The 21,910-nt window shown below is 41.5% G+C and carries 27 protein-coding genes and 1 pseudogene; 23 read left to right on the forward strand and 5 right to left on the reverse strand.

What is annotated here, in order from left to right:
• Positions 1-91 precede the first annotated feature (91 nt).
• From AC1ECB_RS00125 to AC1ECB_RS00180, 12 genes and pseudogenes are all read left to right on the forward strand, one after another.
• Complete coding sequence (locus AC1ECB_RS00125; protein ID WP_021166596.1) at positions 92-523, forward strand: Lrp/AsnC family transcriptional regulator; 432 nt, start codon at positions 92-94, stop codon at positions 521-523.
• An 83-nt stretch (positions 524-606) separates the two neighbouring features.
• Positions 607-1,212 (forward strand): annotated as a pseudogene (locus AC1ECB_RS00130) (IS607 family transposase).
• Between the two features lie 3 nt (positions 1,213-1,215).
• The gene (locus AC1ECB_RS00135) at positions 1,216-1,386 is read left to right on the forward strand and encodes a helix-turn-helix domain-containing protein (RefSeq protein WP_485666907.1); all 171 of its coding nucleotides are present in this window, start codon (positions 1,216-1,218) and stop codon (positions 1,384-1,386) included.
• An 11-nt stretch (positions 1,387-1,397) separates the two neighbouring features.
• Complete coding sequence (locus tag AC1ECB_RS00140; protein WP_485666908.1) at positions 1,398-2,375, forward strand: RNA-guided endonuclease InsQ/TnpB family protein; 978 nt, start codon at positions 1,398-1,400, stop codon at positions 2,373-2,375.
• A gap of 160 nt (positions 2,376-2,535) precedes the next feature.
• On the forward strand, positions 2,536-2,841 hold the full coding sequence (locus AC1ECB_RS00145; protein WP_485666909.1) for a MoaD/ThiS family protein: 306 nt from the start codon (positions 2,536-2,538) through the stop codon (positions 2,839-2,841).
• A 508-nt stretch (positions 2,842-3,349) separates the two neighbouring features.
• The gene (locus AC1ECB_RS00150) at positions 3,350-5,077 is read left to right on the forward strand and encodes a methyl-accepting chemotaxis protein (protein ID WP_485666910.1); all 1,728 of its coding nucleotides are present in this window, start codon (positions 3,350-3,352) and stop codon (positions 5,075-5,077) included.
• 306 nt (positions 5,078-5,383) lie between these two features.
• Entirely contained in the window at positions 5,384-5,626 is a 243-nt protein-coding gene (locus AC1ECB_RS00155; protein WP_485666911.1) for a hypothetical protein, read from the forward strand.
• 190 nt (positions 5,627-5,816) lie between these two features.
• Entirely contained in the window at positions 5,817-6,542 is a 726-nt protein-coding gene (locus AC1ECB_RS00160) for a peptidase C39 family protein (RefSeq protein WP_485666912.1), read from the forward strand.
• Between the two features lie 238 nt (positions 6,543-6,780).
• A complete protein-coding gene (locus AC1ECB_RS00165; protein ID WP_485666913.1) occupies positions 6,781-6,927 on the forward strand; it encodes a hypothetical protein in 147 nt (48 codons plus the stop codon).
• Positions 6,920-7,267 carry a hypothetical protein gene (locus AC1ECB_RS00170; RefSeq protein ID WP_485666914.1) on the forward strand — a complete coding sequence of 116 codons (348 nt, stop codon included), beginning with the start codon at positions 6,920-6,922 and terminating at the stop codon, positions 7,265-7,267. The genes AC1ECB_RS00165 and AC1ECB_RS00170 overlap by 8 nt, the downstream gene beginning before the upstream one ends.
• A 246-nt stretch (positions 7,268-7,513) precedes the next feature.
• Positions 7,514-7,762 carry a hypothetical protein gene (locus tag AC1ECB_RS00175; RefSeq protein WP_021166601.1) on the forward strand — a complete coding sequence of 83 codons (249 nt, stop codon included), beginning with the start codon at positions 7,514-7,516 and terminating at the stop codon, positions 7,760-7,762.
• Positions 7,763-7,899: 137 nt separating this feature from the next.
• A complete protein-coding gene (locus AC1ECB_RS00180; RefSeq protein WP_485666915.1) occupies positions 7,900-8,724 on the forward strand; it encodes a DUF2935 domain-containing protein in 825 nt (274 codons plus the stop codon).
• A gap of 69 nt (positions 8,725-8,793) precedes the next feature.
• Here AC1ECB_RS00180 and AC1ECB_RS00185 read toward each other — a convergent pair whose 3' ends face one another.
• Complete coding sequence (locus AC1ECB_RS00185) at positions 8,794-9,864, reverse strand: uroporphyrinogen decarboxylase family protein (protein WP_485666916.1); 1,071 nt, start codon at positions 9,862-9,864, stop codon at positions 8,794-8,796.
• A 174-nt stretch (positions 9,865-10,038) separates the two neighbouring features.
• Here AC1ECB_RS00185 and AC1ECB_RS00190 point away from each other — a divergent pair, with 174 nt between their 5' ends.
• The 3 genes from AC1ECB_RS00190 to AC1ECB_RS00200 all read left to right on the forward strand — a co-directional run bounded on the left by AC1ECB_RS00190 (position 10,039) and on the right by AC1ECB_RS00200 (position 11,612).
• Positions 10,039-10,695, forward strand: coding sequence for a corrinoid protein (locus AC1ECB_RS00190; protein ID WP_485666917.1), 657 nt, complete (start codon positions 10,039-10,041; stop codon positions 10,693-10,695).
• A complete protein-coding gene (locus tag AC1ECB_RS00195) occupies positions 10,692-10,820 on the forward strand; it encodes a hypothetical protein (RefSeq protein WP_485666918.1) in 129 nt (42 codons plus the stop codon). Before AC1ECB_RS00190 ends, AC1ECB_RS00195 begins: the two co-directional genes overlap by 4 nt.
• A 72-nt stretch (positions 10,821-10,892) precedes the next feature.
• On the forward strand, positions 10,893-11,612 hold the full coding sequence (locus AC1ECB_RS00200; protein ID WP_485666919.1) for a DUF421 domain-containing protein: 720 nt from the start codon (positions 10,893-10,895) through the stop codon (positions 11,610-11,612).
• A 10-nt stretch (positions 11,613-11,622) separates the two neighbouring features.
• Here the strand turns inward: AC1ECB_RS00200 and AC1ECB_RS00205 are convergent, their stop codons facing one another.
• Positions 11,623-12,042: an EamA family transporter gene (locus AC1ECB_RS00205; protein WP_485666920.1), complete on the reverse strand. Its 420-nt coding sequence runs from the start codon at positions 12,040-12,042 to the stop codon at positions 11,623-11,625.
• Positions 12,043-12,240: 198 nt separating this feature from the next.
• Between AC1ECB_RS00205 and AC1ECB_RS00210 the strand changes: the two genes are divergently transcribed.
• The 8 genes from AC1ECB_RS00210 (at position 12,241) to AC1ECB_RS00245 (ending at position 19,201) form a co-directional block, all read left to right on the forward strand.
• A complete protein-coding gene (locus AC1ECB_RS00210; RefSeq protein ID WP_485666921.1) occupies positions 12,241-12,447 on the forward strand; it encodes a DUF1657 domain-containing protein in 207 nt (68 codons plus the stop codon).
• Between the two features lie 65 nt (positions 12,448-12,512).
• Positions 12,513-13,457, forward strand: a complete 945-nt coding sequence (locus AC1ECB_RS00215) for an acyl-CoA dehydratase activase-related protein (protein WP_485666922.1) — start codon at positions 12,513-12,515, stop codon at positions 13,455-13,457.
• Complete coding sequence (locus AC1ECB_RS00220; protein WP_485666923.1) at positions 13,423-14,496, forward strand: hypothetical protein; 1,074 nt, start codon at positions 13,423-13,425, stop codon at positions 14,494-14,496. The genes AC1ECB_RS00215 and AC1ECB_RS00220 overlap by 35 nt, the downstream gene beginning before the upstream one ends.
• Before the next feature lie 221 nt (positions 14,497-14,717).
• Positions 14,718-14,996, forward strand: a complete 279-nt coding sequence (locus tag AC1ECB_RS00225; RefSeq protein ID WP_485666924.1) for a hypothetical protein — start codon at positions 14,718-14,720, stop codon at positions 14,994-14,996.
• Between the two features lie 162 nt (positions 14,997-15,158).
• Positions 15,159-15,713, forward strand: coding sequence for a TetR/AcrR family transcriptional regulator (locus AC1ECB_RS00230; protein WP_485666925.1), 555 nt, complete (start codon positions 15,159-15,161; stop codon positions 15,711-15,713).
• 162 nt (positions 15,714-15,875) lie between these two features.
• A complete protein-coding gene (locus AC1ECB_RS00235) occupies positions 15,876-16,898 on the forward strand; it encodes an HlyD family secretion protein (protein WP_485666926.1) in 1,023 nt (340 codons plus the stop codon).
• A 1-nt stretch (position 16,899) separates the two neighbouring features.
• Entirely contained in the window at positions 16,900-18,048 is a 1,149-nt protein-coding gene (locus AC1ECB_RS00240) for an ABC transporter permease (protein ID WP_485666927.1), read from the forward strand.
• 4 nt (positions 18,049-18,052) lie between these two features.
• Positions 18,053-19,201, forward strand: a complete 1,149-nt coding sequence (locus tag AC1ECB_RS00245; protein WP_485666928.1) for an ABC transporter permease — start codon at positions 18,053-18,055, stop codon at positions 19,199-19,201.
• A gap of 51 nt (positions 19,202-19,252) precedes the next feature.
• Here the strand turns inward: AC1ECB_RS00245 and AC1ECB_RS00250 are convergent, their stop codons facing one another.
• The 3 genes from AC1ECB_RS00250 to AC1ECB_RS00260 are packed head-to-tail and all read right to left on the reverse strand — an operon-like array spanning position 19,253 to position 21,905.
• Positions 19,253-19,996 carry an ABC transporter permease gene (locus AC1ECB_RS00250; protein WP_485666929.1) on the reverse strand — a complete coding sequence of 248 codons (744 nt, stop codon included), beginning with the start codon at positions 19,994-19,996 and terminating at the stop codon, positions 19,253-19,255.
• Positions 19,993-20,796, reverse strand: a complete 804-nt coding sequence (locus AC1ECB_RS00255; RefSeq protein WP_485666930.1) for an ABC transporter ATP-binding protein — start codon at positions 20,794-20,796, stop codon at positions 19,993-19,995. The genes AC1ECB_RS00250 and AC1ECB_RS00255 overlap by 4 nt, the downstream gene beginning before the upstream one ends.
• Positions 20,797-20,816: 20 nt before the next feature.
• Complete coding sequence (locus AC1ECB_RS00260) at positions 20,817-21,905, reverse strand: ABC transporter substrate-binding protein (protein ID WP_485666931.1); 1,089 nt, start codon at positions 21,903-21,905, stop codon at positions 20,817-20,819.
• Positions 21,906-21,910 lie beyond the last annotated feature (5 nt).

Consider the following 21,910-nt stretch of genomic DNA (forward strand, 5'->3'; position numbering starts at 1 on the left):
TAATTACTAATAGTAGAATATTGCACGTATATAACTACTGATAGTTACTAAAAATATTTTTTGTGTTATGATTATATAAGGAGGATTGCTTGTGGATGGTGTAGATATTGCGATTGTTAACATTTTAGAGAAAAATGGTAGAATTAGTCACGAGGAAATTGCGAAACACTTACATATGTCTAGGCCAGCAATACATAAAAGAATTGATAATTTAGAAAAACAGGGAATTATAACTGGATATCGGGCATTAATAGACTGGCGGAAGATTAGTCCATGTTTTAGATGTCTAATAACTTTGCAGATAAAAGGGAGATATTTTGATAAAATCGTTGATGAAATAACGAATCTTGATATTCCCGAAGTAGTAGTGGAGGAGTTCCACCGCTTAGCAGGAGAATGGTGTGTGCTTATAAAAGCAAGGATTACAACGCCAGAAGATACTACGAAAATACTTGATCGTATATGGCAGTTAGACGGTATAATTAAGTCGTCGACATCCTTTGTGATTTCAACCGTTTTGTAATGTAAAGCATTCTCTAAAACAGAAAAAGGAGTAAGAGAACAGTTAATAAAAATATAGACAAATATATCAAATAATGGCATAATATGGACGTGAATAAACAATACAAGCCTAATGAGTTTGCAAAACTTATTAATGTTTCAGTAAGAACTTTGCAACGATGGGATAACGAAGGTATTTTAACCGCTTTTCGTTTACCAACAAACAGGAGGTATTATACGCATACTCAATATGTAGCGTATATTGGTCATTCTTCTAAACAGGGAGAAAATAAAAGAAAAGTAGTTATATATACTAGAGTGTCTAATCATGGGTAAAAAGACGATTTGGTTAATCAGATTGAGTTTTTGAAACAATATGCTAATGCTAAAGGGATTATAGTAGATGAAGTCTTAGAGGACATTGGCAGCGGGTTGAATTATAACCGCAAAAAATGGAATGAACTTCTTGCAATGTGTAGAAATAGGGAAGTAAAGCAAATATTGGTTGCACACAAAGATAGATTTATTCGATTTGGCTATGGTTGGTTTGATGAATTTTTGAAAATCATACGGAGTTGAACTTGTTGTAGTAAATAATGAAAAATTATCACCAGAACAGGAATTAGTTCAGGACTTAATTAGCATAACTCAGGTTTTTCTTGCAGAATTTATGGCCTCAGAAAGTATAAAAAAATTGAAAGAAGAAAGTGATTTATGCTAAGAGCCTATAAGACTGAACTAAATCCTACGGCAGAGCAAAAAACTAAAATCCGTCAAACTATTGGTACTTGCCGATATGTCTATAACCTTTACATTGCACACAACAAAGAGATATATGAGCAAGAAAAGCGGTTTGTGTCTGGTATGGATTCTCCAAGTGGCTGAACAACGAATATTTGCCGAATAATCTAGAATATCAGTGGATTAAAAGCGTATCATCTAAAGCTGTTAAACAGGCAATAATGAACGGTGAACAGGCATTTAAGCGATTCTTTAAAGGTGAAAGCAAATTTCCTAGATTTAAGAAAAAGAAAAACCAAGATGTTAAAGCTTATTTCCCTAAAAACAATACAACTGATTGGATGGTTGAACGGCATAGAGTAAAAATACCTACGATTGGCTTTGTTCAACTCAAAGAAAAAGGCTATATACCTACAAATGCAGTAGTTAAAAGTGGAACGGCATCCATGCAAGCAGGAAGATATTTTGTAGCTGTTCTGATTGATAGTAATGAAAAGTCAAAAGAAGATATTGAACCGACTAACGGTATTGGCATTGACCTAGGGATTAAGACATTAGCAACAATAAGCAATAACAAGGTATTCAAGAATATCAATAAGACAAATTCTGTTCGTAAACTCAAACGGAAGTTAAAGCGTGAGCAAAGACGCTTATCGAGAAAGTATGAACACAAAAAGAAAAGAGGTGAAAAAACTGCTACTTACTCTGCAAACATAGCAAAACAAGTTAAGAAAATACAAGCCATTCATTATAAGCTAACTAATATCCGTAATGATTACACCAATAAAGTAGTTAATGAGATAGCGAAAACCAAGCCATCTCATATTACTATTGAAGATTTGAATAGTAGTGGCATGATGAAGAATAGGCATTTAGCAAAAGCAGTAGCGGAACAAAGGTTCTATTGCTTCAAGCAAAAACTAGAGTGTAAGTGCAAAGATAACGGCATTGAATTAAGGGTGGTTGATAGATTTTATCCATCATCCAAAACCTGTTCGTGCTGCGGAAATATCAAGAAAGACCTAAAACTTGCTGACAGGACTTACACTTGCCAAGAGTGCGGATTAGTAATAGACCGCGATTTGAATGCTAGTATAAATCTTGCGAATGCCAAAATATACAAGATAGCATAATCAAGCTATTGTATATGTGTACCGATGGCTAGTCGGGAATTTACGGCTGCGGAGTGTTATATAAACGGTGGTAGCTTCGGCAAAACCGGACACGATGAAACAGTAATTTTCTTAACATGGATATATTTGTCTATGTTTTAAGTAGCAGGAATGTATTTATATGTGCGAACATGAAAAGAAAACCATCGAGGTCAGGGCTTTTATTCAATTGAGTGCAATTTTCAAGAAAAAAAACTGGCCCACTCCTTTAATTCTTGAGATTGAGGAACCAATTTCAGGAACCGAGCTAGCTGAGAAACTAGAGATTCCTTTAAATGAAATTGAAATAATTTTTATTAATGGCCTTGCTAAGTCTATGAATGACCTTATTCAGGCAGGTGACCGGGTAGCTTTTGTACCACCGGGCTGTCCTGGTCCATACCGTATACATCTAGGATTTTATGCGAAACATCAGGATAACAATTAACTTTACACCTAAAAAAATTGAAAGTATTAACAGGTTATCTTTAATTAAGCCAATTTTTAATTGTAATGAAAAAAGCCGCTCATAGTTGGGCGGCTTTTTATTAAAGAGAAATCATTATAAAGTACTATAGTTGAGATATTTACAAATTTTTTGCCAACTGATTGAGTTTTTCTGTCAGCTTCAAGCTCGGCCACGAATTTTAAAAGGTCAATACAGGAAATATTCATGAGTCGATCCATAGCTTGCAAAGTAAACACCTCGTTTTATAATTATCATCGATGTTTGTAAATCAAACTTAGCCTCCAACATGTGGGTGTAGATGTCCCTAGAGGCTGTAATATTCTACTGGTATGTGAAACCATAACTTACAGAATTCGACATACAAACCGGTATATAATAAAATTATAGCAATAATTTGGAGAGGAAAAGCGATAAATGGAGTTATTTGTGCAGCGTTCTTAGGGCTTAGCCAGGACTATTGCTACGTAAGTTTGAAATGGGAGGATTTATGATGCACTTGAAAGTAGGTACAAAAATCACGATTGGTTTTGTGGTAATGACGGTGCTAATTGTATTACTAGGGGGCATTTCCTATTATTCAGCGGGTGGTATTAAAGATCAAGTCATTGAATTAGAGAGAGCCACGACAAGGTTGACACTATCTTTAAAGATAGAGAATGAGTTTACTGGCGCAATTGGTGAAGCTCGGGGCTACGTCGCATATGGCACTGAAAGGATGATGGATAATTTTAGTACTAAGTTAAATAATGTAATAGAAATAGAAAATCAAATACTAGCAATAACCGACGATAGTAAACGTTCAGTAGTAGAAAAATTAATCAGTGATACTACTGAATATACGAAAGGTACAGCAAAAGAATTTGTACCGGTTATACGTGAGCAAATGCGTGAACAGAAGGCAGGCAATCAGGAGCAAGCGCAAGCACTTCAAGCCCAGTCTATTGATGTTGGTAAAAAATTTGTACCTTTTGCTGAAGGTATCATGAAGGGCAGCCATGAGCTGGTAGAAGAAAATACTCAAATTGTAAAAAAACGGCTTGATATTATCAAGGAATTAGTTGGAAAAGTTATATTGATTTCTGTTTTTTTTGGTATATTAGCTGTATTAATTGCAGGTATAGTAACAATTACTATTCCACGTTATATAAAGGAATCTCTAAACATAATTCGAGATTCGACTAAGCGGTATGCTGAGGGAGACTTACGGGAGAATGTATCTGTTAATAAGTATGATGAGTTTGGGGAGATTAGCGAGGCTATTAACCAAATGGTCATTGGTATTAAACATACAGTGGCAAAAATTGCTCAATCTTCAGAGCAGATGGCATCCTCATCTGAAGAACTGACTGCTAGTGCTAATCAATCCGCCCAAGCGGCTAACCAAATAGCAGGAGCCATTACTGGTGTAGCTAAAGGTACGGAAGAACAGTTGGCTGCAGCTAACGATGCTTCTGCAGTGGTAGGGCAGATATCAGCCAGTATAGAACAAATTACCGCCAACGCCAATGAAGTGGTCGATCAATCCGCTCGGGCAGCCGATAAAGCTAATAATGGCATTCAATCGGTAGACAAAGCGGTGAATCAAATGACTCAGCTTGAACAGACGGTAGCCACCTCTGCTGAAGTGGTGGCTAAGTTAGGTGATCGGTCAAAGGAAATCGGGCAGATTGTCGATACTATCTCCAGTATTGCCGGACAAACTAATTTGTTGGCTTTAAATGCTGCTATCGAGGCAGCCCGTGCCGGTGAACAGGGACGCGGCTTTGCTGTGGTAGCCGAAGAAGTACGCAAACTAGCTGAACAATCCCAAGAGGCAGCCAAACAAATTGCAACGTTAATTAATGAAATTCAAAGTGATACGGACATAGCTGTTGTTGCTATGAATGATGGTACCCAAAAAGTAAAATTAGGGGCCGAGGTAGTAAATGCGTCCGGGGATGTCTTCCACGAAATAACAGATTTAGTAAATCAAGTATCGGGGCGAGTTAAGGAAATATCTGTCGCGATTGAGCAGATGGCCGTTGGAAGCCAGCAGATTGTGAGTTCAGTGAAAAAGATTGATGATTTAAGTAAAAAATCATCAGGGGAAGCACAGACAGTATCGGCTGCAACCGAAGAACAATCTGCATCTATGGAGGAAATCGCATCTTCGAGTCAAAGCCTTGCTAAGCTGGCGGAAGAGTTGCAGGCAGCGGTTAGACAGTTTAAAATTTAAGATATTATGATTTAGAAGTACAATAGTTTCATTTAAAGAGGCCTTAGCTATTGAAGTTGCCTTATCAACAGGTGTAGATATACACCTGTTTTTATTCTACTGATGTAAAAGCGGTCCTGTCACCTTTATTTTCCATGATTTTCTAATAGAATTCAAAAGAATGGAGAGTATACTGGTATCGACTAAGAAAATGGCTTTACGTTTAGGGAGTTGCAGGCGTAATAGTATAAGTAAGTGCATAAAATGATATGGATGCTGAACTATATTGATGATTCAATCGCTTAAAATAAAAGGGAGGTTAGCGGAATGAAAAAAGTAGCCGTTTTAGTAATGGCTGTATTTGTTATGAGCTTTTTTTCGATAGCAAGTGCTCAAGACAATTATCCAAATGAAAATTATCAAATGCTTTATCGTGGTGATCCGCCACCGGAAGGCCCACCACCACAGGGTCCACCACCTAGACACAGGGATAAACATAGGCATCACCACCCAGCACCGCCACCACCGCATGAGCCGCCACCACCGCATGAGCCACCACCAAGATGGTAAATAAATACCGTAAAGTAGATACTAAGATCCCCGTTTGGGTTTTGTCCGGAACGGGGATCTTGCATATCCTGCAAGCTACTGCGTGGAGTGGGAACTGGTTTAAAATATTTTACAAAGATTGCTATCGCTGACTCTTCTTTGTGCTACAATTTATATTATAAAAGAGTTCATATAGTTAAGGAGGTTTTGCATGTTTATCAAACTGGTGTACATTAATCGTTTGCGGACTGCTTTGCTCTGCTTCATTTTCCTTGCCTGCTTTACCATGGCAAGCCTCGCAGGGGAAGAACCTGTTCTACCACCACCAAATTCAACTGGCGCAGCCAACTATTACGAAATGAAACCCAACCCGTACTACATATCGCTTGGGGTCAAAGGCTATCAACAGACGACTGATTATACATGTGGACCGGCTGCTGTTATGTCACTTTTGCACTGGTACAATGTCTTAAGTGACCAATCGATGAACCATGATACCGAAATGCTAATTGCCAAAGGGATGGGTACTGGCGATATTAACTCTAAGCATCCCGGCACTACCCCAGAGCAGATGGGAAATTGGTTAAGGAAGAACGGTTTTGAAGTAAAGGTCGGTTATAACGGAACATTGGCAATACTCCGGGAAAACTTAAAGAAGGGAATTCCTACCCTTGTTGAATGGATTGATTGGGGAGGCCATTGGGTCGTCGTTACTGGTTACTATGCCGCCTATGAATCACCTGAAAAAGGAGTCGACACCATCTTCTTTGCCGATCCTGCTGTGCATTGGACTACTGTCAATAACCCGGACGGAATATCTTCCTTTAATGCCTGGCGGTTTCGAGACATGTGGTTTGATGCTCAATATATTAACCCCGGACATTTAGTGAAGAACGCATATATTGTTGCTGTCCCCAAGAAGGATAGTCCTCAATAAGAACAATTTTCTTAGAGAAGCTCTCGACGTGTGCCGGGGGCTTTATTTACTAGTATTTCCAAACCGGGTATATACGTCAGGTAATAATCTGAAATAAATTAAGAGGAGCTAGCGGGAGTATGATTGATGATATTGAGTTCGGTAATACTAAATGTTATAAAATTGAAGGCCATAATAGCTGAAAGAGAGGTTGCTGTCGATGTGCGATATTGATGGGTTATTTATGCGTATAGGAGATATGGATAGAACAGAACTGGCAAAAGCTTACTTAATGGCATTGAAAGAGAATGCTGATCTTAGTCGCCAGCTTAAAAAATCAATGGAAAGAAGCCAGCAGACTGATGTTGAGCCGGAGCCAGATACAAAGGGTGACTGGAATGGCTAAAACCGTGGTTCTAGATTTTGATGGCGTAATTCATAGCTATACAAGCGGCTGGCAAGGGATAGATAGTATTCCTGACCCTCCGGTCGATGGGATTAAGGATGCAATAGGCAATATACGGAAACATTATAGAGTTGTCGTTGTTTCGACACGGTGCTTTCAGGAAGGTGGTTTGGAAGCGGTCAGGGAATGGCTGGATAAACATGACATCTTTGTTGATGAGGTGCTCGCATATAAGCCGCCGGCGATAGTGTATGTGGATGATAGGGCATTAACTTTTGATGGTGACGCCAAAGGATTGCTGCATAAAATAAAAACTTTCAGGACCTGGCAGAATAAGTAGGTTGATATACCTGATGTGAATAGTAAAAAAACTTAGCTATTATGTAGTGATGGCGATGAGTTGCCTTTCAGAATCTTTCTCGCCACAGCAATAATAGCTTTCTTATTACTCAAAATTTACCCTGGATAAAACCACAATGCAAACGAACTATTATGACTGTTTATGGACTTATCTAACACTTTACTCATACATAAACTCAAACAATATGATATAATTAACATAAATAAGCGGAAGGAGGACTGTTCTATGAGAAGGGCGACATTTATACGTATCTTAACTGCCATAAAGCTGATTTCAAATAATGTAAGTATTGTAGAAAACTTTAATAATAAGGCACTGATAACTGTTCGAGTTCCTGAAATAACCGGGGACTCCCCTAAACAGTTTCGCTCCTTACGAAAAGTACTTTCTTATTGCTCATATTTTAGCGTAAGAGCGGAAGCTGGTGAATTAGTTGTTACTTTGGAATTTAATTGGGACCAAGGGAATAATTAGTTATTATGGCGGTTATTTATTTGTCCGGCAGTAGTTGCCATTTACCAAAGCTGTATAAATAGACGCAGTCAGGCAAGCGTTCCACATTATCTTTTATCTGCATATTATGTAATAAAGTGCGATAAGGAGGATATAATGTGGATATATTTTGCCGAGAAGTAAAACCATATGAGTGTCTGAATATGAGGCGGGTTCAGTTTTGGCTTAGAATAATGAAAGAACATTCTTTATTCATGAAGCTGGGCTTTGCCTGCTCGGATACTGAGCTTATTTGTCAGGCAGAAGAATTTTACAATGTCTTTGCAGACCTTGAAAAACATTCATGTAATATCAAGTGTGATGAAGAGTTTATGGCTTTTGTTAGTAGGATTATGGTAGCTGTTAAAAATATCTTTGCCTTTAAACGGCATGTTTTGCAGTTACTCATTGAATGTCAAATAGGGGGCTCTAATTATCCATTATTGATAGACCACATTTCCCGTGAAGCCATGTATTTTTTGAAGTTTCTCCAAAAAATTCAGGACGGTGATATGAAATATCCTGTTGATTCCATAGTCAGTGACAATGTCTTTTGGCTCAGACATATGGCAGACCATGCCAGATTTATTGCAGGTTTGCTTGATCCCTCGGAGCGAGGTTTTGTCGAAAAGGCTAATGCATTTGCAGTTCAATTTGAGCAATTACAACTTCAAGCTCGCGATCTTGATAGTATGCTGTGGCATTTCTGTCCCAATAATGACCTTATCCGGTTTGAAAAGGACGTAACCAAAGCAACGATGCAAATCCGGGACTTTAAAGAGGCTGCGAGAGATTTAATTTCAGCATGCAAAGTAATATCTTTAATACCACCGTTATTAGCAGATCATGTGCTTCGGGAAGCGGAATACTTTTTGGAAGTCCTTGAACAAATAAAACATGATATTCCAAAGATAGATGGAAAGATAGTTACATGTGATTATTAGTTCGTGTTATAAAGTAAAATGAGACTGTAGAAAAACGTAATTTGCATTTTCTACAGCCTCATTTTACTTTTATGCTAGTTGTTCCGGCGTGATTGGCCATTTGCCATATTTCCGGGCAGCGTCCATCATGGCCAGAACATTCGCTGTCGGGGTGCCCAGCGATAGTCCGCAGCCACTTGATAACATAAATCCTTTTGGACTAGTATAAGCTTTTTGCAAACATTCCTTAACTTCATTCGTAACTTCCTGGGGGGTTCCCCGCCATAAGGTGTATGGCCTGACATTCCCGGCCAGACAGATTTTAAGGCCCACCTTATTTTTGGCTTCATTTAAGTCGATTTGATTATCTAAACTTAGTACAGTAGCGCCAATGTCAACCATGTCATCCAAAATATTCATAGTGTCGCCACAAATGTGGAGAAAAGGACCACTCCCGCAACGCTGCGAGATTCGATCCGCGCATTGACGCAGGTAGGGTTGAGCAAACTCACGGAAATGCTTGGCGCTGATTAAGGTGCCGGAGGCTGTAGGTTCAGCGAGGCTTGGTTTAATACCCATATCGCAGAGCATGTCAATGAAGAGCAGGATATTGTCAGTAGCGTATTGCAGTAAACGGTGTACCTGCTCTGACTGCCGGCATATTTCTTTGAGAAATATATCGGTTCCGCGGATAGCTGCAGCCGTAGTAAATGGACCGCCAACCGAGCAGCCTGTTGCTACGCGATCCTTAACAGTTTCCTGGATAATCTTGAGCGCTTCCAGGATGACGGGCAATCTTCCAGAATGGTGAGGGTCAATCAATCCCATTTTCTCAAGGTCTTGATAACCCGAAATCGCCGGTGCGGAAACATAGGGAACACTGTTATCGGGAAATGTTAATGTACTGCCGATGGCTTCAGCGATACCGAATAATCCCGGACCGGCGCCAACCGAATCGGTTTCGTAAGTTTCAAAAGCGTGGATTTGGGCCTCGGCCATTAGAGTGGCGGAATGATAATACTTTGCCATTGAGCCGCCGGCCAGGCTAAAAGCCTGGTCTGTAACCAAAGGCAGACAGGGTATCCGGTCTATCGGCTTACCTGTGGCAAATGCCTTAAATCTTTCGTTTGGTGTCATTTCATCTTTCCAGGTGGTTTTCATGACTATCCCCCCCACTTCTCTATCTTGGCAGGTAACTGCTTAAATAAAGAAATATTATATATCTGTAATAGTAATTATAGATATATAAGTAAAATCCTTTCAAAAAACGGCAGGATTTTATTAAAAATAATAGAAAAAACCTATATTAATAATAAATTATTTAAAGAGGGGTGCATGGTTTTGACAAATCAAAATATTTTGAACGCGTTATCAACTGCGGTGGTTGAGATGGATGAGGATGGGGCGAAAGCAGCGGCACAAGCTGCAATTGATGCTGGCATGGGAGCTTTTGAGGCAATCACTGAAGGCTTGGTTAAAGGTATGAATATTGTTGGAGATAAGTACGAGCAGCAGGAATATTTTATCCCTGAGGTTTTGCTCTGTTCGGATGCTATGCTGGCGGGACTGGAAATCCTCAAGCCTTATTTGCCTAAGGATTACAACCAGAATGCGGAAAAAGTAGTAATTGGCGTTGTCGAGGGGGATACGCATGATATTGGTAAAAACATTGTGAAAATCATGCTGGAGACAGGTGGTTTTGAAGTATATGACTTGGGCCGCAATGTTCCCTTGCAGGCTTTTGCTGATAAAGTCGAAGAAGTTGGCGCCACAGTAGTTGCTATGGCTACGCTAATGACGACAACCATGGATGGTATGCAGGTTGTCGTCGAGGAACTGGAAAAACGCGGGCTCAGGGACAAAGTTACTGTTATTATTGGCGGCGGGCCAATCTCGCAGGCCTTTGCCGATGAAATTAATGCTGACATATATGCGACAGATGCTAATGTTGCCGTACGGAAATTAAAAAACCGGCAGGAGGCTGTAGCGTGAGTGGGGTGATTCAACCAGACACAAGAGCTACAAATTGGACAACAATTAAAATTGTGGAACTGTCCCTGCAACCAGAATTTCAAGATTGTTTTGTTAAGTCGTTAGCGTTTCCTGCTAATTCGTGAAGAATATTAACATATCTTCCTTGCGCTTGGTGTAACCTATACAACGTACGGGTTCACAAAGGAGGAAAAATTATGGAATGGCAGGAATTTCTTCGCGATACCTGGCAGACCTCGCTAGTATTCATAGGTCTACTAATTTTTACTCGAATGCTTGGTAAAACGCAGGTCGGGCAACTTACCTTCTATGAATATGTTAGTGGTATTACCATTGGTTCGCTCGCAGCCAACATTGCAGCCGCAGATGCTGATAAAGTATGGAACCACTACTATGACCTTGTCCTATTTGTGGCCCTCACCTACTCGGTATCACTTGTTACAATAAAAAGCCGGCCGCTGAGGAAATTAATTGATGGCTCACCGACAATTGTGATAGAAAATGGACATATTATTGAAGCAAACATGCATAGCCTGCGCTACGATATCGATGAATTGAATGGACATTTGCGTCAACAAGGCGTCTTAGATCCTGCCGAAGTACAATACGCTATTTTAGAAACTACTGGAGATTTAAGCGTGATAAAAAAGACTGACTACCAGCCTTTAACGAAAAGTGATTTTAATATTCACTTACCTGATCCTACGTTTCCGGTGGAATTAATTATGGATGGAGTAATCATTGAGCGAAATTTACATCGACAAAACCATTCTAAAGCTTGGCTAAAGCAACAATTAAGCGAGAGAAGTATCCATGATATATCTGAGGTAACCTATGCCGGGATTGACTCTAAAGGGCAACTGTTTGTTAATCGCAAGACCTCCTCAAACTATAGCAACAAGAATAGTGATGAATAATTTGTCAGGTTTAATCGCCACATAATATTACCAGACCGATTGTTACAACAAGTGCGCCAATAAGCTGTCTTAAGGACAAAGGCTGACTCAGAAATAAATAGCCCAAGATAATTGTGATGAGCGGAGCGCAGGACATGAGGACTGCAATCTCATAAACGTCGCCTTTTTCAAGTGCGTAGTAATATGCCAATTCACCTAAGACCGCTGCCAAAAGTGCTTCCATACTGACCATTAACCAGCTGAATAAGGATAAAGCAGTAAATTCAACATAGGTTTTCGTAAGCAGCAGCCAAATACTGACAAGGCCGGTAGCGATGAAGGTTCGGATTACCAGAGTAGTGACAGGATTAATATTGTCAAGGGCAGATTTACCGAATAGTGGTGCTGAACCCAGGCAAAGAACCGCAAGAAAGGCATATAAAAATATCACAGGTAACCTCCCTTTAATCTGTTTTTAAAGTATATGTCCCTGGACTTAAACTAGTAGTTCAAACCTCCATTGTATTCTTTGGGATGGGTGTGGGAGTCATACTTATCGATGTAAAACATTTCCACTAATAATCAAAGGCAGTCTGTAAAATAATAGTAAACGGAACATTAAACTACCAATTAGGAGGCTAATATTAGTATGACTGTAAAAAAAGACTTAGAGAAGGCTTTAGCTGCTGCTGAAGCTGCCAAAGGTACGTATGCAACCTTTGCCACATCTACTGACGACCAAGGTGCACAGACGATGTTTGAACAAATGTCCCAAGATATGGATCGTCATATTGCCCAACTCAATAGTCGTGTAAGTTCTACATCAGAAACTAAATTAAGTAATCAGCAACAATAGCAAAAAGGAGGTAGGTAGAACTACCTCCTTTTTACTCTAAACTAAGATATGACAAGGTGAGACAAATGGGTGTTAAAGTCGGAATTCCTGAAGCTTTGCTATATCACGAGTTCGGTAGTTTATGGCTGGACTTCTTTCAGCACATTGGGGTTCCAGTGGCTCTTTCCGGTAAGACCAATAAACAAATTTTAGACCGGGGGATGTCGCTTGCCATTGATGAATCGTGTATACCATTGAAGGTTTACTTAGGTCATGTCGAATCCTTATTAACCACCTGCAGTCATATTTTCGTACCTCGTATCGCTCAGTATTATCCGGATAATCATCTTTGTGCAAAACTTGCCGGTTTACCGGATATTGTGCAAAATACGTTTAGGTTGGCTAATGAGAAATTACTTAGTCCCGATATTGAAAATAGTTCTGCAACTACAATAGCAAAGGCTGTTCACACTATATGCCGGCCACTGGGGTTGTCTGATTTCACCGGTCAGCAGGCCTACCGTCAGGCTGTTAAACAATGGAAGAATACTATTCCGATCCAATCTGTCCACCCGGCAAAGGCCAAAATCGCGATTATCGGTCATAGTTACATAGTAAAAGATGTTTTCTTCAATAGCGATATTGAAAACTTTTTCAAATCTCAGGAGGTAGAGCTTATTATCTCCAGTGATTTGCCAAACAAAAGAATTTATGAGGAAGCGAAAGCCTTTCAGCAGGATATTTATTGGCAGCTGTCAATGAAAATCGCCGGTGCTGCCCGGTATTTCTGCGGACAAGACGACATTGCAGGTGTTATTATTGTGTCCAGTTTTGGCTGTGGTCCTGACTCGCTTGTTAACGAATATCTGGAGCATCATATTTTCAAACCAAGTAATAAACCACATATGGTACTTACTATTGATGAACATACCGGCAATGCCGGACTTATTACGCGAGTTGAAGCCTTTTGGGATATGGTAGCAAGGAGGTTAAAGCTTGAAGGTAAGTTACCCACAGATGGGCTATCTTAGTATACCGGTCTACAACATGCTGACAAACCTTGGTGTTGAAGTTGTTGAAGCTCCGGCAATTTCCAGGAAAACGGTTGAATTGGGTTCAATGTACTCACCGGAAGGTGTATGTTTGCCATATAAAATGAATATGGGTAATTTGCTGGAGAGTATTGACAAGGGTGCAGATACATTTATAACCATGTGTGGTGCAGGGAAATGCCGCTTTGGTTTTTACAGTGCCGTACAAAAAATTCAGCTTTCCAAGACTAAAAATGTAGGATTTTACACCATTGATACCAACCATCTCCTTACCGGGTTATATCAATTTTTACATACTGTGGCTCCAGAGGTCAGCCGTTTGGCGATAGTAAAACAACTTACTATGGCGATAAAAACACTAAAAGCTTTTGATACCATAAACAGTGCTAAAAATTTTTACGGATCACGGTCTGCTACGCCGGATACAATCATTGATATAGCGAACCAATCAGCTGAAGATTTTCGTGATTGTCGCGCTTTTAGAGATGTTAAGGATAAACAAAATCGGGTTATTCAATTAATAAAGTCAATGAGTGAAGATAAGGATAGCCAACCGCCGAAAGTCGGCTTAGTTGGAGAATTCTATTTGTTACTTGAACCGTATGTCAATTATAGAGTGGAAGACGTATTGATTAAACAAGGTATCGAGGTTAAAAAGTTTATTAATACAGGGGCGTGGGTCTTTTCTAACACATTATTGAGCTTTCTGGGGTTATATAGTGAAGAGCGCGCGTGCCAGAAGCAGGCCAGGCCCTATCTTAAGCATCACGTTGGCGGTGATGGGTTAAAATCAGTAGGAAGTACGTTATGGTGCGCCCAGCATGGTTATGACGGGATTATCCATATATATCCTTTTGGTTGTATGCCTGAAATAGTAGCGCAATATGCACTCAAAAATATTGCGCAGGACTTTAATTTGCCCTTACTAACATTAAGTGTTGATGAACACGCCAGCGATGTTGGTGTTCTCACTAGACTGGAGGCATTTGTCGACTGCATCAAGCGAAAGAAAAAATAGTGTAAACAAAACGGCAGCGCATTCCTCGTAAAGGGATATGCTGCCGTTTCCAATATATTTACATATACCAAAAACAAAGAGTGTCATTTGAAGAAAGTTATCCATATTATGTAATAGCCGTGACTTTCTTAAATTGCGGCAATTCTCAAAAAAGGAGATGAATATAGTGCCAAGAGATGAATGGGAATCTCCTGAAATTGAAGAATGGGATGCAGAAGAGAATGAAGAATCAGAATCCTATGATTATCGTCAATGCTTTCCGTTTGGTTGTTATCCAAGGTTTTGTAATCCGCGCCGGTTTTGTTTTCCCCGTCAGTGCTTCCCACGCCAATGCTTCCCGCGCCAATGCTTCCCGCGCCAATGCTTCCCGCGCCAGTGTTTCCCACGCCAGTGCTTCCCAAGACAGTGCTTCCCAAGACAGTGTTATCCTCGTCGATAAGAAAAGAAAGAGACCAGTGTTCTACGAACTGGTCTCTTTCTTTGAATGTATTAAGTCGTAATTTTGCATTACTTCCGCCAGCGCAGCAGGTAGCTGGTCAAATGATGGTATAAGGTCATCAGTGTTAATTATTGACATATGCTAATAAATGACCTACAATATAACACGGGTAACTAATGTACCATATTGGTTTTGAATGGTACAAAACTTTGGGGGGGTATTTTTGCGAAATCGAATTATTATGGCCGCTGTCGGGGAGATTAATTTGCGGGGTTTTAAATTTACTATGAGTGATCTTGCCAAACGGCTTAGCATCAGCAAGTCATCGCTATATGAACAATTTTCTTCTAAAGACGAACTCATTACTGCTATTTTAGATACTGTTTTAAATGATTTTCGAGCGCAGGAGGAGAAAATATATGATTCTGATTTATCAATAGTTGAAAAACTTCAAGCTGTACTGACTATTACATCGCAAACTTTTGAACCCTTTCATAACCGGGTTTATGATGATCTTCGTGTAACGTATCCGGAAGAATGGAAAAGAGTTGCTGACTTTCGTAAGGATCGAATGAATCATTTAACTGCATTACTTCTTCAGGGGATGGAGGCTGGTTCTATTCGCCATGTACATGTTGGGGTCATTCAGCATATGCTCAATAGCACGGATTTCAGCAGCTATCCTTTTCTTGCTGAAAACAACATGACTTATCCTGATGCGGTGGCGGCCATGCTGGACATCCTGTTACATGGATTATTGACAAGAAAGTATCCATGAGCAGGTCCAATTTAACACTAGAGAATTTTCCATTTAAACTGCGTGGCATACACGCAGTTTAAAAACGCCTGCCAATACCAAATAACACAAAATTAGTACAATTAAGTACAAACAATTATCTAACCTGTATCGAACTGTGACTAAAGAGAGGAGATTTATAGGATGATTACAAAACCTGATACTATTTTTATGCGCGGGGCGACCTATATGTTACTACTGATTCTATCTGTCACGCTGTTCACCGGCTGCGGCGGCAATGCGGCTGCTTCTCCTGAGATGTGGGGCCGTGCGGAAGCCAAGGAAGTGGATATTAATTCTAAAATACCGGGCCGGGTTATCAATTTGTTAGTCAAAGAGGGCGATAGGGTTGAAAAAGGACAGCTTTTAGCCCGTATTGACAGTCGCGACATTGTTGCTCAGGCGAATCAGGCTCGCGCCAATGTTAAATCATTGGAAGCCCAAACTGCCCAGGCTTCCACCGTTACGGTTCTGCAGGATCAAACCGCCCGTGCCGCTTTGAACACCGCTTATGCCCAATTTGAAAAAGCCCAGTCGGATTTGGCTCTAGCGGAAAGTGATTATAATCGCTATAGTGAACTGGTAGCATCAGGCGCTATTTCGCGGCAATTATTTGATACTTACCGTACGAAATACCAAGTTTCTCAGGCTGCTTATACCCAGGCACAGGCCGGTGTAGCTTCAGCCGAAGCCGGATTGTTGCAAACCAATGTCAATATCGCCAATGAACAAGCGATGCGCAGTAAAGTAGTTCAAGGTCAGGCTAGCTTGGAGCAAGTGGAAGTCTCTTTAGACGAAACCGAAATACGGGCGCCTTTTGATGGAATTATAACCACCAAATATGTGGAAGAAGGCGCTATGGTATCCCAGGGCATGCCACTGGTAGCTATTCAGGACACTATGGATAACTGGGTCAATCTGAAAGTGAAGGAAACGGAACTCAGCCGTTATTCTATCAACCAGACTGTTGAATTGGAAGGCCGGGATAGTAAGCTCAAATTATCGGGAGTAATTGTCGATATCAGCAAAAAGCCTGAGTTTGCCACTTACCGGGCAACAAATGAACGCAGTGACAATGATATTATTACGTTCAATGTCAAAGTGCAGGTTAATTCCGAAAAAGTTCGTCCAGGCATGCGCTTCCGTTTTGTAACTGGTGGTGTATAAAGTGAAGCTTGGCATGATCATCAAACGGGAATTTCGGAAACTATTTATTGACGATCGTATATCCGTCATTCTCATTTTTGGTATTCCAATTCTTTATGTTATCCTGTTTGGTATTTTATATCAGGAAAACTCAATAAAATATATACCTACCGTAGTCTATGACCAGGATCAGACACAGTTAAGCCGTACGGTCATTCAGGCGTTTGCCGGTTCAGAAAAATTTGGAATAATGTCTTATGTAACGTCTCAGGAAGAAATGGAAGAATGTATACGTGAAAAAACGGCTCAAGTCAGTATCAACATTCCGCCTGACTTTGCCAAAAATGTAAAAAAAGGACTGGCATCATCAGTAATGATTGAGGTAAATGGTAGTAATATACTATTTGCTAATTCCGCTATTGGTTCAGCCCAGGAGATAATTAGTGCAGTTTCTGCCGGGGTCGGGCAAAAATTAATTGAAGCTGGCGGCAAACTGCCGGATGAATCTTTAAAAAAGGTAGCGCCGCTTCGCATGGGGTTACGGGTACTTAACAACCCAACTTATGCATACACGAATTTTATTCTTGCCGGTATGGGAGCTAACGGGCTGCAAGTCGGCCTGATTTTGGTTGTTGGACCGCTTATTAACAAGAATTACCGGCGATTAGCCGAATTGAAGGAAGTGGCAAGTTCGACTCTTTTGTTCGGAAAGTTATTGGTGTATTGGTTATGCGGGTTTATGGCTTTTGCTGTATATACACTGCTTTCCATAGTTTGTTTTCATCTTCCCTGCCAGGGAGGAATTGCAAGTTTATTGTTAATTGCCGGTGCTTATGTTTTCGCTGTAGTAGCCATCGCTGTTTTTGTTGGAACGATTGCTCCAGATGAAGTTCAGGCTGCCGCACTGCCGCTGCTGTATATTATGCCGGCCCTATTATTCAGCGGATATATCTGGCCGAAAATGTCGATGAATGCTTTTGGTCTGGGGTTTTCTCTGGTTGCACCGATTGCCTACATGGCTGATAACATTCGTGATCTAATGCTCAATGGGTATGCCCCTCATTTATTGCGTGATAGTCTTACTTTATACACAGCAGGCATTGTAGTGTTTATGATATCCAGCGTTCTCTTCCGCTGGCGCCGATCGAGAAGTTCACTAGAGCAGAGGTGATAGTATGACGGTTAAGGATATTGTCGCCCGAGAATTGCGGGTTATGTTTAGAAAAGAACCTTTACTGGCGATTATTATTTTAGCAATCGCATCAATTTATACAATGTTCATGGGGGAATTATACAAAGAAAACATTGTAAATTATGTTCCGTTGGTAATTTATGATCAGGATCAAACAGAGGTTAGCCGGGCATTAATTCAGGCGTTTGCCGATTCAGAAAAATATCAGGTAGTTGCTCAGGTATTATCTCAGGAAGCAATGGAAAGTTTGATGCGGGAAAAAACAGCATATGCCGCACTTTCGATTCCGCCTGATTTTTCAAAGAATATAAAAAAGGGGATCGGGTCGGAGATTCTACTGGAATTAAACGCAGCGAATATTGTATTTGCCAATACGATCATCAGTTCAGCTCAGGAAATAGGGAGTGCTTTTTCCGGTAAGATTGGCATGGACTTGGTCGAATCGTTGGGGCAAATGCCAAGTCAGGCGATAAGAAATGTCATACCGATTCAGTCCAGGATCAGGGTCGTAAACAACCCTACGCTCAATTACTCCAGCTTTTTTATACTGGGCATTTTATTTACCGCATTTCAATCTTGTGTTTTAATGGCGGTTGGAATGGCGATGATGAATGAGTATGAAAACCTGGCCGAACTAAAAGAGGTAGCCCCGACAAAAATAGTATTTTCTAAGGTGCTTACCTACTGGATTTGCGGTTTTATTTCTTTTCTCAGCGGCATCATTATTGCAGTTGAAATCTATCAAGTTCCCTTTCGAGGCAGTATAAGTAGCTTGATCCTGTTAGGTGGTTTATTTATCTTTGCCATAGCCTCAATGGCCAGTTTGTTCGCTGCATTTTGTCGTGATAAAGTTACGTTGGTTCAAATAGCCGTAGCCTATGCAGTGCCGGCTTTTATGTTTTCAGGATATACTTGGCCACGACATGCTATGAATCTTTTTGGTAAGATAATATCCTATACCCTGCCTTTAACGTATATTGCCGATAATTTACGGGATTTGGCTCTAGGTGGCTACGCCCCGGAGCTGCCGGAAAGCCTGCTTATTTTACTGTTATTCGGACTGGTCATGTTCGGACTGTCTGTTATGGTTTATGCCTGGCGCCGGAAGCAAAACGTCCATTGTGTTACGTAAGCCGGTTCTTTTTTATCTGAGTGAAAAAGAGTGAATAAAGAGAAACATTTTCTACTTCCGCCAGCGCAGCAGGTAGCTGGCCAATCGATGGTATATGGTCATTATTGTCAGCACGACTGCACCGATGACTATAATCCCTGCAACCACTCGCGGATAGTCGGCAAAGTCGGAAAAGTATTTTACATACCAGCCCAGGCCGCTGGTGGCGCCAATCATCTCGGCTGCGGTTAAGAGGATAAAGGCCAATACCATACTGATAGCACCGCCGCTGACGATATGAGGCATAGCTCCTGGCAAGAGAATCTTGGTAAGCATGGATTTCTTGCTGACACCGATGGTTTTGGCAGAATCAACGATATCCTTTTCCAGGGCTTCTACACCAGCGATCGTATTCATGAATAATGGCCAAAAAGCGCCAATAAAGATGATAAAGATCGAGGATTGCGTAAAAGTAGGTAAGATGGCAATGGCATAGGGAATATAGACTATGGGTGGGATGGGTCCCAGGACATTGGTAGCCGGTTCAATAGCCAGTCGCAGACGCCGGGTCCAGCCGACAATGAGCCCTAGGGGGATAGCTAGCAGTGCTGCCAGGGTGCAACCCCAGAATAACAGATTAAAGGAACTGAGCAGACTTTTTAAAAATACCTGGCGGTCTTCGACAAGCAGGCGCAGAACTTGCAACGGCTGTGGGAATAGCTCAGGATCGAGCAGTTTTAACCAGGCGGTACTTAGCTGCCACAGCAGCAGGACGGCAATGCCTAATAGCAGGCGGTCGCGGCTGGTTTGACTCATATGCCTGCGCCTCCTTCCACTTGTTGGAGTTCTGCCAGAATTTCTTTTTGCAGCAAGGACAGGATTTCATTGCGCAGTTCAATATAACGGGGATCTTGCACCAGGAAAAAACGCCGTCGGGGCCGGGGGAAAGGAACATCGATGATTTTCTGGACTCTTCCCGGACCGGGAGTAAACACCGCAATGCGGTCGGCAAGATACAGGGCTTCGTCAATATCATGAGTGACCAGAAACACTGTTTTTTTGTCGCCATCACCGGCCCATAGCTTGAGCAGCAGATCTTGTAAGCTTACCCGGTTTTTGGCGTCCACTGCGCCAAAGGGTTCATCCATAAGGTAGACCGGGGCATCAAGGGCAAAGGCCCTGGCGATGGCTACCCGCTGACGCATGCCGCCTGACAGTTCACTGGGATATTTATGGCTGTAACTGCTGAGACCGACCATAGCCAGCAACTTTTTTGCTTGTTCGCCGGCAGTTTTACCTGTCGCTCGGCCTGATTCATCTAGGGCAAAGATGATGTTAGCAAGGGCTGTCATCCAGGGGAACAAAGAGTAGTCTTGAAAGACAACAGCCCTGTCCGGGCCGGGGGCAAGAATCGGGCTGTCATTTAATGTAAGCAAGCCGCTTGTCGCTGGTGTCAGCCCGGCCAGCAGGCCGATGGTTGAGCTTTTGCCGCAGCCACTGGGACCGACTACTGCTAAGAGTTCGCCCTGGTTTATGTTTAGTGATAGGTTTGCTACGGCCGGACGCTCGTCGCCCGGATAAGTAAGAGAAACAGATTCAAGATTCAATAAGGCCACAAGCTATCCCTCCGTTTCGATTATTGATTGTTTATTACAAAGTCTTTAGCAAGCTTTTGATAAGTTATATTCTGGGGTTCCCGCTGGCTTAATTGGTCAAGTGCTGTTTTGTAAATTTCCGTGTTTACATGCTTGGAAATATCAACGTCACTTTGAATGTAGCCGGCCGTTTTCATAGCTTCCCAAAAGGCGATAAAACCTTTTTTGTTAGGGTCAGGGATGCTGTGGATGTGACCGCTATAGGTGGCTTTTCTGAGTAATTCCCGGTCTAGCTTGACATATTTACCGGCGATATCAAGGGTTTCTTCCTGATTATTGATATAGAAGTCATAGGCACGAATGCTGGCGCGGGATAAACGGATATAGGCTTCTTTGTTATTTTTGATTTTATCTTCGAGCGCGACTACCCGGCAGCATACATGTCCCGGCATATACTCGGAGGACCAAGAGACGATTTGTAATCCCTGTTGTTCAGCCATCTCAGAAAAGGGAACCCATACAAGTCCGACATCAGCTGCTCCTTTTTTTACAGCTTCAAGTACGGCAGCAGGAGAGTCAAGCTCTTGGATGGTTACTTGTGTTTTCCAGTCAATGCCTGCCTTGGACATGGCCGCTCTCCACACCGCATCACCGGTTGCCAGGCGAACAGTAGCAACCTTTTTACCGACAAAACCCTGCAGATTGGAATACTGCTGGGCATTTTCCGGTTTGGTTACAACAGCATGGCCTTCACTTTGCATACCGCCGATATCAACAAAGGGAGTTCCTTTTGCGATAAAGACTTGGGGAGCTGAGGTGCCAAAGGCGCCGGCGTCCAGTTTGCCGGCTTTGATTGCATTAAGACCTTCACCGGAATTAGTAAACTGAAACAGCTCAACATCAAGGCCTTCCTGTTCGTAGAAGCCTTTCTCTTTGGCAACAAATGACAAGATATTGCCAACAGCAGGTAAATAACCAATTTTAAATTTGATTTTATCAGTGGGGGTGGTTGATTGTGTGGCCGAGGGTGTTACTGACTGCTCAGCCTTTTGTTGACCGCAGCCGGCAAGTAGTAGGTTAAAAACAAGAGCAATGGTGAGGCTGGCGATAAGTAGATGAGGCTTGCGCACTAAGT

The sequence above is a fragment of the Sporomusa sp. 246TCP1 genome (assembly GCF_057319775.1).